Below are 14,853 nucleotides of genomic sequence, written 5' to 3'. Positions count from 1 at the left end.
CCTTCCCCCCAATATCCGCCCGGTGCGGCCCGGCGGCAACGGCTCAGTGCCCGGGGCTCCCGCGCTCCTCCCGGATCTGCGCCACCACGCGGGCCGTGCTCTGCCGCACGGCGTCCGTCTCGGTCAGGAAGTGCCAGTAGTCGGGGTGCCGGCCCTCCAGCGTGCCGATCGCCCGTTCTAGCCGCGCCACCGCGTCGTCCAGCGGCCGCGCGTGCCGCGGATCCGGGGTCGTACGGCCGGTCATGGCCAGCCGCTGGGCGTCCCGGATCGCGAACCGGGTCCGCTGGATCTCCTGCTCCGGGTCCTTCTGCACGGCGTTCAGCCGGATCAGCCGGTCACCGGCGGCCGACACGGCCTCGTCCGTGGTGTTCAGCAGCGCCCGTACCGTCGACAGCAGCGAGGTGGCGTCCGGCCAGCGCTGGGCGTCCCGGGCGGCCTGGGCCTCGCGCAGCTTCAGCTCGGCCTGGTGCACGTTCTCCACGGCCTGCGTGGGCACCTGCTGCAGGTCCTGCCAGCACGCGGCAGCGAACCGCCGCCGCAGCTCGCTCAGCACCGGGTCCACCTGGCCCGCCCGGGTGGTCAGCGCCTGGGCCCGGGTGCGCAGGCTCACCAGCCGGTGGTCGATCTCGGCCGCCTTCTCCGGCAGCCGCTCCGCCTCGGCCCGGATCGCCGCGGCCTCCCGCTGCATCCGCTCGGCCCGCTCCAGCGTCGGCGCCACCCCGTGCCGGCCGGCTCCCTGGTTCAGCTTGGTCAGCTCGGGCGAGAGCACGGCGAGCCGCACGGCGAGGTCGTCGGCCCTCAGGCCCTTCTCCCGTACGGCGTCCAGCGCGTTGCTCGCGCCCAGCAGCGCCTGCCGGGCCCGCTCCACGGCCGGGGCGAGTCGGGCCAGCTGGGTCTCGGCCTTGCCGAGCAGCGACCCGAGCGAGCTGCCGAAGCGGTCCAGCTCCTGCTTGACCCGGACCAGTTCGTCCCTGGCCGCGGTCAGCTCGCCGCGCGCCCGGGCGGCCGTCGCGGCCTCCAGGTCGTCCCGGTCCAGGTCATGGGCGTCCACGGCCTGGATGTAGCGCTGGCTGACCTCGTCGATCCGGCTGCCCAGCGCCGCGAAGTCGGCCACCGCGCGCCGGGCGGCGGGGGAGTCGTCGACGGCCGAGATGGTCTCGATGGAGATCCGCAGGTCCCGCTGGGCCGTGTCCAGCTCGTAGAACGCGGCCGCGGCGGCGTCCTTCGCGGCCTGCGCCTCGGCCCGCTGGCTCTCCGCGCGACCGCCGAACCAGCGCCGGGTACCGCCGCCGGCGAACGCGGCGGGCAGCGCGAGCGCGGCGAGCACCGGCAGGCTCATCAGGGTGAGGGTGTCGCGCAGAGCCGAGAGGGCGCCCGAAGGAGGGTACGACCTCGTCGCCGGCGTGCCCGGTGTCGCCGTCACATCCCTCTCCCGTGCTGTTGTTCGCCCTGGGTGGTGTCATTCTCCCACCCGTTCAGGACGAACACACGGGCCGGTCAGTTCGCCGTGTGCACCGTCACTTTTCCGTCCGGCCGGGAGCTGCCCGCGCCCCGGACGGGGTTTGCGGCACCGCCCCCCTGGCCATGTAGGCTGTCGACCTGTCCCGGGTGCGTAGCTCAGGGGTAGAGCGCCTGCCTTACAAGCAGGATGTCGGCGGTTCGAAACCGTCCGCGCCCACCAGGAGAAGCGAGAAGCCCCCGACCGGTCCGGTCGGGGGCTTCTCGCGTCACTCCTTGTCCTCGGCCTGTCCTCGGCTCAGTCCTTGTCCTCGGCCGTCTCTTCGTGGGCGTGCTTCAGCTTCGTGCGGGCCTCGACCCGCTCCGCCGCCGTGACCTCGGACCAGAAGCGGTGGCCGCTGACGAACACCGCCAGCTCGTGCTCGCGCCGCCGCAGCTTCTCCACCTCGGCCTGCTCGTCCGCCGTCCAGCCGGGGGAGGCGGGCCGCTCCACCTTCCGCCAGCCGCTGTCGTCGCTGAAGCCGTCCCTCGGCTCGACCGACCAGGGCAGCCGCTTGAGCAGGGCCGACAGCTCGGCCCGGACCTGATGCAGCTCCTCCTGACCGGCGAGGAGGTCACTGGGGAATTCATAGGTCGTAGCCACGCGGCAATGCTACGCCTGTTCGATTTTGGGTGGCGAGTTCGCTTGTGAGGTTCACGCGAACGAGTAGTGCCCGCTCCCCCCGGCTCAGTGGCCGGCGGCGCGCAGTTCCCGCACCAGGCGGGCCGCCACCGGCACCGGTACGCCGTGCCGGTCCGCCGCGCGCAGCAACGCCCCGCCGATGGCGTCGAGTTCGAGCGGGCGGCCCGCCTCGGCGTCGCGCTGCATGGAGGACTTGGCGGCCGGCGGGAAGGCGTCGTACCGGGCCAGGGCCTGGGCTGGGTCCGTGGGGGCGCCGCAGGCCCGGCTGACCGCGGTGGTCTCGGCGACCAGGGCCTCCAGCTCCTCGCGGTGGCGGGTGCGGATCTCGCCGAGGGGGAGGCCGTAGCGGGTGGTGAGCAGGGCGAAGGGCGCCAGGAAGGACATCTTCGACCAGAGGGCCGTCGTCTCATCCCCGAGTACGCGGGTGTTCACGCCCGCGCCGGAGAGGGTGTCGGCCAGGGCTTCGAGGCGGGGGCGGGGGACAGCGTCGCCCGTCAGGTCCATGTCCACGAAGTCGCTGCCGTGCTCGATCAGGCCGGGGGTCAGGCGGGTCGACTCCACTCGGATCACCGCGGGGGCCACGCGGTCGGGCCGGTAGTGGGTGCGCAGGGCCGCGGGGTGTTCGACGCCGTTCAGGAGCGGTACGACGAGGGCGTCGCCGAGGAAGGCGGACGGGACGCGGGTGAGGGCGGCGTCCAGGGTGGTGTGCTTGACGGCGATCACGCAGGCGTCCACCGGCTCGCGCAGTTCGGTGTCCGCCTCCACGGGTGCGGTGAAGTCGCCGAACTGGCGGCTGCGGACCTGGATTCCGGTGCCGCGCAGCGTGTCGGCGGTGGCCTGCCGGGCCAGGCAGATGACGCGGTTGCCGGCGCGGGACAGGAGGGCGGCGAGAAGGCCGCCGGTGCCGCCGGGGCCCAGGATCGCCACGGTGTGCTTCGTCATGAGGATGTTCCTCTCGTCGGTCGGCCCCGGGAATCGGTGGCCGCCTTCGGTGGGATCTTCGCAGGGGCCGCGCCGTGCGTGAGACTGGGGGCATGTGCCGGAGTATCAAGACGCTGCGTCCGCCCGTACTGCCCGGTGAGGCCACCGAGGACGACATCCACGCCGCCGCGCTGCAGTACGTGCGCAAGGTCTCGGGGTTCCGGGCGCCCGCCGCCCACAACCGCGAGGTGTTCGAACAGGCCGTGCAGGCCGTGGCGGAGGCCACGGCGCAGCTGCTGGGCGGCTTGGAGGTGCGCGGGCAGTCCGTGCGCGGCGCGGCGGGGTAGGACCTGCGTGCCGAGGTGGCCGGAGCGGCGGCGGTCGCCGCTCGGGCCGGTCGCGCTGCCCGTGCCATCGCCGGGCGCTTGAGTCTCCCGCGGGGGGAGACCCGAAGGTGGGGTCATGGACGGCGGCACCCTGTACTCGATGTACTCGATCGGTGAGCTGGCCCGGCGTACCGGGCTGACGGTCAAGAGGATCCGGCTCTACTCCGATCGCGGCCTGGTACCGCCGGCCGACCGCACGCCCGCCGGTTACCGCCGCTACGGCCCGGACGCCGTCGCCCGTCTCGCCCACGTGCGGACCCTGCGCGAGCTGGGGCTCGGCCTCGACACGATCCGCCGTGTCCTGGACCGGGACCTCCCGCTCGGTCGGGTCGCCGCGGAGCATGCCGCTGCCCTGGACGCGCAGATCGGCATCCTGCGGCTGCGGCGGGCGGTGCTGGTCGCGGCGGCCGGGCGCGAGGCCACCTTCGAGGAGATGGAACGCATGCACCAGCTCGCCACCCTGTCCGAGGCCGAACGCCGGCGCCTGATCGACGACTTCCTCGGCGCCGTCTTCGGCGGCGCGGCGGATCGTACGGGCCCTGCCGCGGCCGCCCTGCGGTCGTTGACCCCCGAGCTGCCCGACCGGCCCACGGAGGAGCAGGTCACGGCGTGGGTGGAGTTGGCGGAATTGTCCCTGGACCCGGACTTCCGGGCCCGGATGCGGGGGCTGGTCGAGGAGCACACGGGCGAGCGGTCCGACGGCGCCGCCGTGCCGCCCCGGCCGGACGTCGTCGCCGTCACCCGTGATGTCGTGGCGGCGGCCGTGTCCACGGGGGTCGATCCGCGGTCTGAGCAGGCCGAGCCCGTCGCCGCACGCCTCACCGCGGCCTGTGCGACCACCGTCGGTCGGCCCGACGACGCCGAGCTGCGCGCCTGGCTGGTGCGTCACCTGGCCACGGTGAACGATCCCCGCCGGGACCGGTACGGCCGCCTCCTCGCCCTGATCAACGGCTGGCCCGCCCCGGATACGCTGACTCCCGTGATCGAATGGGCAGTTGAGGCGCTGAGTACGGGAGCGGCCCGGTGACAGTGCCGTCGAGCGATCGGGAGGACCGCATGTCCACGGCACGGCTGGAAGTGGCCGCCACCCCCTCGGGCCCCGCTCTCCTGCTGAGGCCGTGGTGCCCGGGAGACGCGGCCGCGCTGGTCGAGGCGTACCGCGACGCCGCCCTGCGCCGTTGGACCAGCGGGGTGGTGGAGGACGAGGCGGGCGCGGCCCGGTGGATCGGGGAGCAGGCGCGCGGGTGGGAGGAGCGGCGCCGGTTCGCCTTCGCCGTCGTGGAGTCCGGTCCCGGGCCCGGGCCCGAGCGGGTGCTGGGGCACGTGGTCCTGAAGTTCGCCGAGGCCCCGGGCGCCTCCGCCGCCGAGGTCGGCTACTGGACGGCGGCCCCCGCGCGCGGCCGGGGAGTGGCGCCGCGCGCCCTGCACGCGCTGACCGACTGGGCCTTCGCGGCCTTCGGCGGCGACGGGCTGACCCGCCTCGAACTGCTCCACCAGGCGGACAACGCGGCCTCGTGCCGGGTCGCGCAGAAGTGCGGGTACGCGTTGGCCCGGCTGCTTCCGGCGGCGCCGCCCGCGTTCCCGCTCGACGGCCATGTGCATGTGCGGGAGTACGGGCAGGAGTGCGCAGCCGTCGCGCGCTGAGTGTGCGTCCATGACCGGAATGACGGACAACTCGGGGCGGTGGAAGGTGTATTGGGGCGGGCGGGCCCAGGGGTCCGACCGCCCGGCGAGCCCCGGACCGGCATGATGAGGCGGACCGTCCGCTTCCTGTGGGCGGTCTGCTGCCATGCGCCCCACACGCCCGGGAGTCACGCCGTTGTCTGCACCGATCCAGGAAACCCCCACGGTCTCCGTCGCCCTGGTCGGGGCCGGACCCCGCGGAACCAGCGTCCTGGAGCGCCTCTGCGCCTCCGCACCGAAACTCGTTCCGCCGGGCGTCCGGCTGACGGTCCACGTGATCGACCCGGCGCCGCCCGGCCCGGGCCGGGTCTGGCGGACCGCGCAGTCGGCCGAGCTGCTGATGAACACCGTGGCGAGCCAGGTGACGCTGTTCACCGACGCCAGCGTGGACTGCTCGGGCCCGATCCGCCCGGGGCCCAGCCTGCACGAGTGGGCGGACGGCGAGTTGGGCCCGGACGACTACCCCACCCGCGCCCACTACGGCCGCTATCTGGAGTGGGTGTTCGCGCGGACCGTCCGGGCCGCCCCGCGTGCGGTGCGCGTCGAGACCCACCGGGCCCGTGCCGTACGGCTGGACGACGGACCCGGCGGCGGCCAGACGCTCACCCTCGACGACGGCCGGGTGCTGTCCGGGCTGACCGCGGTGGTCCTCGCCCAGGGACACCTGCCGACGGCGGCGGACGCGGAGCAGGAGCGGGCGGCCGGACACGCCGAGCGGCACGGCCTGCGCCACATACCCCCCGCCAATCCGGCCGACGTCGACCTCTCCCCGCTCGCGCCCGGCGAACCGGTGCTGCTGCGCGGCCTGGGCCTCAACTTCTTCGACCACATGGCCCTGTTGACCACGGGTCGGGGCGGCCGCTTCGTCCGCGCTGCCGACGGCGTCCTGCGCTACCGGCCCTCCGGACGCGAGCCGCGCCTGTACGCGGGCTCACGGCGGGGGGTGCCGTACCAGGCGCGCGGCGACAACGCGAAGGGCCCGTACGGCCGTCATCTCCCGCAGGTGCTCACCCCCGAGGTGATAGCGGCCTTCCGCAAGCGCGCCGACTCCGGTGAGGCGCCCGACTTCCTCGCGGAGATATGGCCGTTGGTCGCGAAGGAGGTGGAGACGGTCTACTACGGCGCCCTGAGCGGCCGGCCCGACTTCGCCGACCGCTTCCTCGCCGTGCCGCACGGCGATCCCCGGGAGGCGGCGCTGCTGGCGGAGTTCGGGGTCGGCGCCGAGGACCGCTGGAGCTGGGAGCGGATCTCCCGGCCGTACGGGGACCGGGAGTTCACGGAGGCCGGGCAGTGGCGGGCGTGGCTGCTGGCGTATCTGCGCGAGGACGCGGCGCAGGCCGCCCTGGGCAACGTGCGCGGTCCGCTGAAGGCGGCGCTGGACGTGCTGCGCGACCTGCGCAACGAGATACGCCTGGTGGTGGACCACGGCGGCCTGACCGGCGCCTCCCGGCGTGCGCACCTGGACCGCTGGTACACCCCGCTCAACGCCTTCCTGTCCATCGGCCCGCCCCGGCGCCGGATCGAGGAACTGGCGGCCCTGGTCGAGGCGGACGTGGTCGAGGTGCTGGGGCCGCGTCTGGAGGTGCGGGCCGAGCAGGGGGCGTGGACGGCGCACTCGCCGGACGTGCCGGGGCGGGCGGTGCGTGTGACGACCCTCATAGAGGCGCGTCTTCCGGAACCCGATCTGCGGCGGACGGCCGACGAGCTGCTCGCGGGGCTGCTGGCGAGCGGCGACTGCCGGCCGCACACCGTGGACGGGTACGAAACCGGAGGGCTGGATGTGACACGGCGGCTCTACCAGCTGATCGACCGTCAAAGTCGCGTACACACAAGGCGGTTCGCGTTCGGTGTGCCGACGGAGGGCGTGCACTGGGTGACCGCCGCGGGCGCCCGTCCAGGGGTGGATTCGGTCACGCTTTCGGATGCCGACGCGGTGGCGCGAGCCGTCCTACGTGCGGCCGCGGCCGATGCGGAACGCAAGCGGATGCGGAACCATGGCCAAATGTTGAACTTGCAAGCATGAATTAGGTCCGCCTAACCTGGGTCCCTCGTTCGGTACCGCCGCCCTGGCACCGCTCTGTCCGGCTACTCCGGACGGCCTGGCCGGCCACACCGACACCGAAGAGGAGCACCCCCATGTCCGCACGCCTCAACTCCGCTCAGCCGTACGTCATCGGCATCTTCCGCATCGTCATCGGCCTGCTGTTCGCCGTGCACGGTGCCGCCTCGCTCTTCGGCGTCCTCGGCGGCGCCGCCGGCACCGACGGCGGCACGATCCCCTCCGGCACCTGGCCCGGCTGGTACGCGGCCGTGATCCAGCTGGTCGCCGGCGGCCTGGTCCTGCTCGGCCTCGGCACCCGCGGCGCCGCGCTGATCGCCTCCGGCTCGATGGCGTACGCGTACTTCGATGTCCACCAGCAAGCCGCCCTGTGGCCCATCCAGAACGGCGGCGAGCTGTCGGTCCTGTTCTGCTGGACCTTCTTCCTGCTGGTCTTCACCGGCTCCGGCGCCTTCGGCCTGGACCGGCTGTTCGCCCGGCGCGCGGGTGGGACGCAGCAGTCGGCCGCGGAGCGGGCCCCGATCGCGGCCTGACCGCCGTCGCGCGTGTTCACGCGCGTGAGTACGTGCGTGAACACGCTGCGTCGATCACATGTGCCCCCCACGAACCTCCTGTCACACCCTCGGCGTACGCTGTATGGCTGTCATGGGGGAGCAACGGGGGAGTCGTCGTGTGGGAGAGCGTGGGTTCACTGGCCGCCGTTCCATGGATCTACGCCATGGTGGCCCTGTCGGTACTGCTCGACGTCTTCGTGCCCGTGCTGCCGAGCGGAGTGCTCGTCATCACGGCGGCCACGGCAGCGGCGGCGGGTACGGGCGCGGCGACCGGTGACGTGCCGGACATCGTCACCCTGATCCTCTCCGCCGCGACCGCCTCGGTCCTCGGCGACCTGCTGGCCTACCGGCTGGCCTGGCGGGGCGGTGAGCGCCTGGACCGCACGATCGCCCGGTCCCGCCGCCTGACCGCCGCGCAGGAACGTCTCGGCGAGGCCCTGTCCCGCGGTGGCGGCGCCCTGGTCGTCCTGGCCCGCTTCGCCCCCGCCGGCCGCTCGGTCGTCTCGTTCTGCGCGGGCGCCGCCCACCGCCGCGCCCGCGACTTCGTCCCCTGGTCCGCCCTGGCGGGCCTGTCCTGGGCCGTCTACAGCGTCGCCCTCGGCTACTACGGCGCCCGCTGGCTGGGCCCCACCTGGCTGGCCACGGGTGTGTCGGTGGCGGCGCTGTTCGGCGCCGGGGCCGCGGCCGGCTTCCTGATGCGGCGGCGGCCGGCGTAGCCGTCCGGACAGTCGACCGCCCTCCGCGACGGCCCGCCCGCGGGCGGGCCGTCGCGGAGGGCGGAGGAGCGGCAGCGGTCAGCAGCTCGCCAGGTAGTTCGTCAGCGCGGTCTTCTCCGCGGAGTCGACCGAGAGGTCGTAGTAGTACTTCACCTGCACCCAGGCGCGGACGTAGGTGCAGCGGTACGCCGTGCGCGACGGCATCCAGGTGGCCGGGTCCTGGTCGCCCTTGGCCTGGTTCACGTTGTCGGTGACGGCGATGAGCTGCGGGCGGGTCAGGTCGTTGGCGAAGGCCTGGCGCTGGGAGGTCGTCCACTGGCTGGCGCCGGAGTCCCAGGCCTCGGCGAGCGGGACGAGGTGGTCGATGTCCAGGTCGGAGGCGGCGGTCCAGGTGGCGCCGTCGTACGGGGAGTACCAGCTGCCGCTGGTGGCCGCGCAGGAGGAGTCGGTGACGACGTTCGAGCCGTCCCGCTTGAGGACGGTCTCGCGGGTGTTGCAGGTGCCGCTGATGGTGATCCAGTGCGGGAAGAGGTCGCGGCTGTAGCCGGTGCGGTTCTCGGTGGCCACGGTCAGCTGGGAGAGGTAGCTGCGGGCGGTGGCGCCGCTGACCGGTGTGGGGAGGGCGGCGGAGGCGCTCGGAGAGTTGAACAGGGCGACGGAGGCTATGAGTCCGGTAAGGACGGAGAGTATGCTCAGGCGTCGACGCGCGTAGAACTTCGGCATGCGAACTCCCTTGTGGGGTGGGGGTGTTGGAGCGCGAGCGAGGGAATGCTCGCGGTGCCGTGTTGCCGGAAGGTGAGCGCTCGGTAAGAATTTAGTGACGTGTTCATGACACGACAAGCTTTACGGCGGAACTTTCGCGTCGCGTACTATGGGACGCGCAGAAGGGGAGTAGCTCTTCGCCGGACCGTCGACATACTGCTCAGCCAGCCTGAGCCGGCGCCCGGAGGCGGGTCCTTCCAGGACCGCCCAGCGAGACCTTCGGCAAGCAGTGCACGCCCGTGCCCCACGGCATGGGCGCCGAGTGTGCTGCCATGCCGAGGTGTCTCATGTGAGGTCCAGCACTCTCGGCGGGGCAGCTCCCCGACCGATTGAGGAATGTTGATCAGCATCACCGTGACGGCGCTCGTGTTCGGCGTCATCTTCCTTGCCGAACTGCCGGACAAGACCGCGCTCGCCGGCCTCGTCCTCGGCACCCGCTACCGCGCCTCGTACGTCTTCGCGGGCGTTGCCGCCGCCTTCCTGCTGCACGTCCTGCTCGCCGTCGCGGCCGGCAGCGTGCTGACCCTGCTGCCCCAGCAGATCGTGCACGCGATCACCGGTGTCCTCTTCCTCGGCGGCGCCGCGATGCTGCTGATGAAGAAGGACGAGGACGAGGAGGAGATCCGCAAGCCGGCCGACCAGTCCTTCTGGAAGGTCGCGGGCACGGGTTTCATGCTCATCCTCGTCGCCGAGTTCGGGGACCTCACCCAGATCATGACCGCCAACCTCGCCGCCCGTTACGACGCCCCCGTCTCCGTCGGCCTCGGCGCGGTCCTGGGTCTGTGGGCGGTGGCCGGGCTCGGCATCGTCGGCGGAAAGGCCCTGATGAAGCGGGTGCCGCTGCGGCTGATCACACAGATCGCGGCCCTGCTGATGCTGGGGCTCGGTGTGTGGAGCCTGTACGAGGCCGTGGCGGGCTGAGCTTGAACGGTCGGTGAACGCTCGCCGGAGGCGGTGGCGGACCCGGGGCATGTTTTGTACCGTGGAGGAACAAAGTGGCTCCCGCCCGTTTTCCCTGACCGGCGGGCGGGGCCGCCTTGTCCCGTTCTCCCCTTTGGAGCTGCCGATGCCGGCCATCGCCCCCATCACCCCCACCGCCCTCACCGCCCGCGCCCTCCTGCTCGACATGGACGGCACCCTCGTCAACTCGGACGCCGTGGTCGAGCGCATCTGGCGGCGCTGGGCCGAGCGGCACGGGCTGGACGGCGACGAGGTCATGAAGGTCGTCCACGGGCGGCAGGGCCACGCCTCGATGGCGGTGCTGCTGCCCGACCGGCCGGTGGAGCAGAACCTCGCCGACAACGCCAGCATGCTCGCGGAGGAGACCGCCGACGTGGAGGGTGTGGTCGAGGTTCCTGGTGCGGCTGCGTTCCTTGCCTCGCTGCGGGGTGTGCCGCACGCGCTGGTCACCTCCGCCGATGTCGCCCTGTCCACCGCGCGTATGGCCGCCGCCGGGCTGCCGCTGCCCGAGGTGCGCATCACGGCCGAGTCGGTCGGCGCGAGCAAGCCCGACCCCGAGGGCTTCCTGAAGGGGGCTGCCGAGCTGGGGATCGATCCCGGGGAGTGTGTGGTCTTCGAGGACTCGGGTGCCGGTATCGCGGCGGGGCGCGCTGCTGGGATGCGGGTCGTGGGGGTAGGACCGCGGGCCGGCGCCCACGGGCCCGATGTCGTCGTACGGGACCTCACTCAGGTGCGGGTCGAGGTCGTGGGGGACGGCTCCGTCCGTCTGCACGTGGGATAAGCGGGTTTCTCGCCCCCGCCGCCCCTACCCGTCCCATCCCCAGGGGCTCCGCCCCTTCGACCCCGCCAGGGGGCTCCGCTCCCTGAACCCTTTTCGACCCACCGAGTCGGGTGGTGGGTGGGCATAGGTCGGGGGTCCAGGGGGCGGAGCCCCCTGGGACGGTGGGGGAACTCCGTTGGACCGGCTTGAGAGGGTCACGGCTTCGTCGTTTCCGACTCCAGGCTCTCCCGCGTAGTCGGCCCGTACACGCCGAGTGGGTCGTCCGTAAGACCCCGGGCCCACTGGTACGTGCGTACCGCGTCCTCCACGGGGCGGGCGAAGACGCCGTTCACCTCGTCGTTGTAGAGGTTCAACTGCTGCAGGCGGAGCTGGAGTTCAGTGACCTCCGGACCCTTGTCGCCACGCTGCAGCACCGGCACGGAGCCGGTGGGCGCCGCGTTCGGGGTGCCCATGGTCGTCGCCGAGGGGGTGGGGGAGGCGGAGGGGGACGGGCTGTGGGAGCGAGTGGAGGTCGGGGTCGGGGAAGCGGACGTGGCCGTCGGGGTCGGGGTCGGGTCCAGTGACGGGGACGCGGGTGGTGAGGAAGGACGGGGCGAGACAGGCGCCGCGGGGGCCGACGAGGTGCTCGGTGTCGTCGTGTCGGGGACGCTCGGGCGTACCTCCTGAGCCGCCCGGTCCCGGGCCGGCGGGTGGTACGAGAACAGCCCGCTCGCCATACCGGCCGCCGCCACGACCGCGATTGCCGCACCGGCGACGGACAGCAGAACCGTACGGCGGGAACGACGCGGGGGTGCGTCGTCCGCCGGGCTCGCCTCGGGCTCGTCAGGTGGCTCCTGCTCGAAGAGGCTCAGGTCGGCGGTGCTCGCGCCGGGCATCGGACGCAGCGGAAGAGTGGCCTCGACCGCCGGCACCGGGTGCGTCTGCGCCGCCGAACCCTCGTCGGAGGCACCCGCGCCCGCGCCCGCGCCCGCGTCCGCACCCGCGACCTCGACATACGGGCGGATGCGCAGCGGGTTGAAGTCCTCCGCCGCTGCCGCCTGCGCCGTACGCGCCTCGCGCAGGGCGTCCGACGCCCGCTGGGTGCAGTCGCAGGACGGGGTGTTGTCCGCCCCCCTCGGCGCCCCGCATTCCGGGCAGGTGTGGCCCGTCGGTTCCGTCACGCGTAAGTCCCCTCCCCTCGGGAACTCCCGAGTTTATGCAGACCTCCTCCACATCCACCGAACCGGGACACGCGGCAAACCGGCCACAGAGGGACCTCAACAGGCCATAAACGGCCACACCGCCGAGGATGGTAGGAGTCCCCGAGCCCCGGGAGGTCTCCATGACCCTGGAAACGCACGGTACGGCGAAGGAGATGAAGGCCGCCGAGCAGGTCTCCGGCAACGTCCTCGTCTCGATCGGTGCCCTCCTGCTCGGACTGCTGCTCGCCGCGCTCGACCAGACCATCGTGTCGACCGCGCTGCCCACCATCGTCAGCGACCTGGGCGGGCTGGAACATCTGTCATGGGTCGTCACCGCCTATCTGCTCGCCTCGACCGCCGCCACCCCGCTGTGGGGCAAGCTCGGTGACCAGTACGGGCGCAAGAAGCTGTTCCAGACCGCGATCGTGATCTTCCTCATCGGGTCCGCGCTGTGCGGCATGGCGCAGAACATGCCGCAGCTGATCGGCTTCCGGGCGCTGCAGGGGCTGGGCGGCGGCGGGCTGATGGTGCTGTCGATGGCGATCGTGGGCGACATCGTGCCGCCGCGTGAACGCGGGCGCTACCAGGGGCTGTTCGGTGCCGTGTTCGGTGCGACCAGTGTGCTCGGGCCGCTGCTCGGCGGGCTGTTCACCGAGCACCTGAGCTGGCGCTGGGTGTTCTACGTCAACCTGCCCGTCGGCGTCGTCGCCCTCGCCGTGATCGCCACCGCCCTGCGCATCCCGCGCCGGGCCGCGCACCACGTCATCGACTACCTCGGCACGTTCCTGATCGCCGCGGTCGCCACCTGCCTGGTGCTGGTCGCTTCCCTCGGCGGTACGACGTGGGCGTGGGGCTCCCCGCAGATCATCGGGCTCGCCGTGCTGGGCGTCGTCCTCGCCGCCCTGTTCGTCGCCGTCGAGCGGCGGGCCGCCGAACCCGTCCTGCCGCTGGGGCTGTTCCGCATCCGCACCTTCACCCTCGCCGCCGTCATCAGCTTCATCGTCGGCTTCGCCATGTTCGGCGCGATGACCTATCTGCCGACCTTCCTCCAGGTCGTGCACGGCATCTCGCCGACCATGTCCGGCGTGCACATGCTGCCGATGGTGATCGGCCTGCTGCTGTCCTCGACCGCCTCCGGGCAGATCGTCAGCCGCACCGGCCGCTGGAAGGTCTTCCCGGTCACGGGCACCGCCGTCACCGCCATCGGCCTGCTCCTGCTGCACCGGCTGGACGCGCACAGCTCGACCGCCGTGATGAGCGTCTACTTCTTCGTGTTCGGCCTGGGCCTCGGTCTGGTCATGCAGGTCCTCATCCTCATCGTGCAGAACGCGGTCTCGTACGAGGACCTGGGCGTCGCCACCTCCGGCGCCACGTTCTTCCGCTCCATCGGGGCCTCCTTCGGCGTCGCCATCTTCGGCACCGTCTTCGCGAGCCGTCTCGGCGACAGTCTCGCCGCCGCCTTCCGGGGCGTGCGGCTGCCGCCCGGTGTCTCGGCCGACGCGCTCCAGTCCGACCCGCGCGGCATCGCCGCCCTGCCGGCCTCGCTGCGCCCGGCCGCCCTGGACGCCTTCTCGTCCTCCATCACCGACGTCTTCCTGTACGCCGCCCCGGTCGCCTTCCTCGGCTTCGTGCTGGCGTGGTTCCTGAAGGAGGACCGGCTGCGCGGCTCGGTCACCGCGCCGGACGTCTCCGAGACCATCGCGCCCAACCCGGTCGAGCGCTCCTCCTACGACGAGGTGTGCCGCGCGCTGTCCGTGCTCGGCACCCGCGACGGACGCCGCGAGATCTACCGGAAGATCACCGAGCGGGCCGGGTACGACCTGCTGCCCGCCGCCAGCTGGATGCTGCTGCGCATCCGCAGGTACGGCTCGGTGGAGCCGGGGCAGCTCGCCGAGCGCACGGACGTCCCGATGCAGGCCGTCCTCGCCGCAGAACGCCAGCTGGAGGAGCGGCACCTGGTCGACCGCCAAGGCCTGGACCTGACCCTCACCGAGTCCGGCCGCGAGGCCGCCGAACGGCTCGCCAAGGCCCGCGAGGAGTCCCTGGCCGAGCTGCTCGGCGACTGGTGGCAGCCGGGCCGCTCCACCGACCTGGTCCAGCTGGTGAAGGAACTCACCGGCGAACTGTGCGGCTCGGAGCGCGAGCGGCCCCGCGACGGGGCTTCGACCAGGCTCAGTTGACGGTCTCGGGGGCCGACAGGTCCTTGCGGAACCAGTGTTCGGCGTACTGGCCGTCGTTGTGGGGCCCGGTCTCCGTGTAGCCGAGACGGGCGTACAGGGCGCGGGCCTCCACCAGGTCGCTGCGGGTGTCGAGGAGCAGCTGCCGGGCGCCCAGCGCGCGGGCGGCCTCCTCGGCGGCGCCGACCAGGAGCGCGGCGCCGCCCCGGCCGCGCATCGCCTCGTACACGAACACCCGGGTGAGTTCGGCCGTGTCCGCGTCGAGCAGCCGTACGCCCGCCGAGCCGGCCGGCGCACCGTCGTACCGGGCGATCAGCAACTGCCCGGTGGGCGGCGCGAGTTCGGCACCCGTCCGGGCCGCGACCTCGCGCTCCAGCTCGTCCGGGTCGGTGCGGTGCCCCTCGTGCAGGAGGTACCAGCGGTCGCTGACCTCCGTGTAGTACGCCCGCCACAGTGCGGCGGCGGCCGGGCAGTCGTACGGTTCCGGGGCGATCGTCCAGGTCATGCGAGCCATTCTCGGGCGCCGTCGCGGA

14 protein-coding genes, 1 tRNA gene and 1 pseudogene are annotated in these 14,853 nt (G+C 72.9%); 10 read left to right on the top strand and 6 right to left on the bottom strand.

The genetic code is table 11. The annotated features are described in order from the left end of the window. Nucleotides 1-43: 43 nt before the first annotated feature. A complete protein-coding gene (locus ACFY3C_RS32505; RefSeq protein WP_390773314.1) occupies nt 44-1,423 on the bottom strand; it encodes a hypothetical protein in 1,380 nt (459 codons plus the stop codon). Nucleotides 1,424-1,606: 183 nt separating this feature from the next. On the opposite strand from ACFY3C_RS32505, the gene ACFY3C_RS32500 reads away from it, so the two are divergent. After that, nucleotides 1,607-1,681: transfer RNA gene (locus ACFY3C_RS32500), tRNA-Val, on the top strand. 75 nt (nt 1,682-1,756) lie between these two features. Here the strand turns inward: ACFY3C_RS32500 and ACFY3C_RS32495 are convergent. Both ACFY3C_RS32495 and ACFY3C_RS32490 read right to left on the bottom strand, forming a co-directional pair. Next, on the bottom strand, nt 1,757-2,101 hold the full coding sequence (locus ACFY3C_RS32495) for a hypothetical protein (protein WP_390773313.1): 345 nt from the start codon (nt 2,099-2,101) through the stop codon (nt 1,757-1,759). An 84-nt stretch (nt 2,102-2,185) separates the two neighbouring features. After that, the gene (locus ACFY3C_RS32490; protein WP_386572214.1) at nt 2,186-3,082 is read right to left on the bottom strand and encodes a ketopantoate reductase family protein; all 897 of its coding nucleotides are present in this window, start codon (nt 3,080-3,082) and stop codon (nt 2,186-2,188) included. Between the two features lie 92 nt (nt 3,083-3,174). On the opposite strand from ACFY3C_RS32490, the gene ACFY3C_RS32485 reads away from it, so the two are divergent. The 6 genes and pseudogenes from ACFY3C_RS32485 to ACFY3C_RS32460 all read left to right on the top strand — a co-directional run bounded on the left by ACFY3C_RS32485 (nt 3,175) and on the right by ACFY3C_RS32460 (nt 8,459). Next, on the top strand, nt 3,175-3,408 hold the full coding sequence (locus ACFY3C_RS32485) for a DUF2277 domain-containing protein (RefSeq protein WP_386572215.1): 234 nt from the start codon (nt 3,175-3,177) through the stop codon (nt 3,406-3,408). A gap of 115 nt (nt 3,409-3,523) precedes the next feature. Beyond that, on the top strand, nt 3,524-4,474 hold the full coding sequence (locus ACFY3C_RS32480) for a MerR family transcriptional regulator (protein WP_390773312.1): 951 nt from the start codon (nt 3,524-3,526) through the stop codon (nt 4,472-4,474). A 29-nt stretch (nt 4,475-4,503) separates the two neighbouring features. Beyond that, nucleotides 4,504-5,091, top strand: coding sequence for a GNAT family N-acetyltransferase (locus ACFY3C_RS32475; protein WP_390773311.1), 588 nt, complete (start codon nt 4,504-4,506; stop codon nt 5,089-5,091). 145 nt (nt 5,092-5,236) lie between these two features. Further along, nucleotides 5,237-7,158, top strand: a pseudogene (locus ACFY3C_RS32470) (FAD/NAD(P)-binding protein). Between the two features lie 108 nt (nt 7,159-7,266). Next, entirely contained in the window at nt 7,267-7,722 is a 456-nt protein-coding gene (locus ACFY3C_RS32465; protein ID WP_386572221.1) for a DoxX family protein, read from the top strand. 137 nt (nt 7,723-7,859) lie between these two features. Continuing rightward, on the top strand, nt 7,860-8,459 hold the full coding sequence (locus ACFY3C_RS32460) for a DedA family protein (RefSeq protein ID WP_386572222.1): 600 nt from the start codon (nt 7,860-7,862) through the stop codon (nt 8,457-8,459). Nucleotides 8,460-8,537: 78 nt separating this feature from the next. Here the strand turns inward: ACFY3C_RS32460 and ACFY3C_RS32455 are convergent, their stop codons facing one another. Then, entirely contained in the window at nt 8,538-9,182 is a 645-nt protein-coding gene (locus tag ACFY3C_RS32455) for an HNH endonuclease family protein (protein WP_386572224.1), read from the bottom strand. Between the two features lie 378 nt (nt 9,183-9,560). On the opposite strand from ACFY3C_RS32455, the gene ACFY3C_RS32450 reads away from it, so the two are divergent. Together ACFY3C_RS32450 and ACFY3C_RS32445 are read left to right on the top strand one after the other, a co-directional pair. After that, on the top strand, nt 9,561-10,142 hold the full coding sequence (locus ACFY3C_RS32450; RefSeq protein ID WP_390773439.1) for a TMEM165/GDT1 family protein: 582 nt from the start codon (nt 9,561-9,563) through the stop codon (nt 10,140-10,142). 145 nt (nt 10,143-10,287) lie between these two features. Beyond that, nucleotides 10,288-10,962 (top strand): HAD-IA family hydrolase, encoded by a 675-nt coding sequence (locus ACFY3C_RS32445; RefSeq protein WP_390773310.1) that lies wholly within the window; start codon nt 10,288-10,290, stop codon nt 10,960-10,962. Between the two features lie 194 nt (nt 10,963-11,156). Here the strand turns inward: ACFY3C_RS32445 and ACFY3C_RS32440 are convergent, their stop codons facing one another. Further along, entirely contained in the window at nt 11,157-12,122 is a 966-nt protein-coding gene (locus ACFY3C_RS32440) for a peptidoglycan-binding protein (protein WP_390773309.1), read from the bottom strand. A 161-nt stretch (nt 12,123-12,283) separates the two neighbouring features. On the opposite strand from ACFY3C_RS32440, the gene ACFY3C_RS32435 reads away from it, so the two are divergent. Beyond that, nucleotides 12,284-14,323: a DHA2 family efflux MFS transporter permease subunit gene (locus tag ACFY3C_RS32435; RefSeq protein WP_390773308.1), complete on the top strand. Its 2,040-nt coding sequence runs from the start codon at nt 12,284-12,286 to the stop codon at nt 14,321-14,323. Here ACFY3C_RS32435 and ACFY3C_RS32430 read toward each other — a convergent pair. Further along, nucleotides 14,316-14,834 (bottom strand): GNAT family N-acetyltransferase, encoded by a 519-nt coding sequence (locus ACFY3C_RS32430; protein ID WP_390773307.1) that lies wholly within the window; start codon nt 14,832-14,834, stop codon nt 14,316-14,318. The genes ACFY3C_RS32435 and ACFY3C_RS32430 overlap by 8 nt on opposite strands. Nucleotides 14,835-14,853 lie beyond the last annotated feature (19 nt).

Origin of the sequence: Streptomyces sp. NPDC001410, from assembly GCF_042895235.1 — a bacterium.
GTDB lineage: Bacteria > Actinomycetota > Actinomycetes > Streptomycetales > Streptomycetaceae > Streptomyces.
The sequence above is the reverse complement of the archived record's forward strand: the minus strand, read 5'-3'. Positions and strand labels throughout refer to the sequence as shown.

Excerpts from the sequence above, each read along its gene's own strand:
- ACFY3C_RS32455 (WP_386572224.1), bottom strand. The coding sequence starts at position 9,182 with ATGCCGAAGTTCTACGCGCGTCGACGCCTGAGCATACTCTCCGTCCTT.
- ACFY3C_RS32465 (WP_386572221.1), top strand. The coding sequence starts at position 7,267 with ATGTCCGCACGCCTCAACTCCGCTCAGCCGTACGTCATCGGCATCTTC.
- ACFY3C_RS32445 (WP_390773310.1), top strand. The coding sequence starts at position 10,288 with ATGCCGGCCATCGCCCCCATCACCCCCACCGCCCTCACCGCCCGCGCC.
- ACFY3C_RS32475 (WP_390773311.1), top strand. The coding sequence starts at position 4,504 with ATGTCCACGGCACGGCTGGAAGTGGCCGCCACCCCCTCGGGCCCCGCT.
- ACFY3C_RS32490 (WP_386572214.1), bottom strand. The coding sequence starts at position 3,082 with ATGACGAAGCACACCGTGGCGATCCTGGGCCCCGGCGGCACCGGCGGC.
- ACFY3C_RS32480 (WP_390773312.1), top strand. The coding sequence starts at position 3,524 with ATGGACGGCGGCACCCTGTACTCGATGTACTCGATCGGTGAGCTGGCC.
- ACFY3C_RS32485 (WP_386572215.1), top strand. The coding sequence starts at position 3,175 with ATGTGCCGGAGTATCAAGACGCTGCGTCCGCCCGTACTGCCCGGTGAG.
- ACFY3C_RS32435 (WP_390773308.1), top strand. The coding sequence starts at position 12,284 with ATGACCCTGGAAACGCACGGTACGGCGAAGGAGATGAAGGCCGCCGAG.
- ACFY3C_RS32430 (WP_390773307.1), bottom strand. The coding sequence starts at position 14,834 with ATGGCTCGCATGACCTGGACGATCGCCCCGGAACCGTACGACTGCCCG.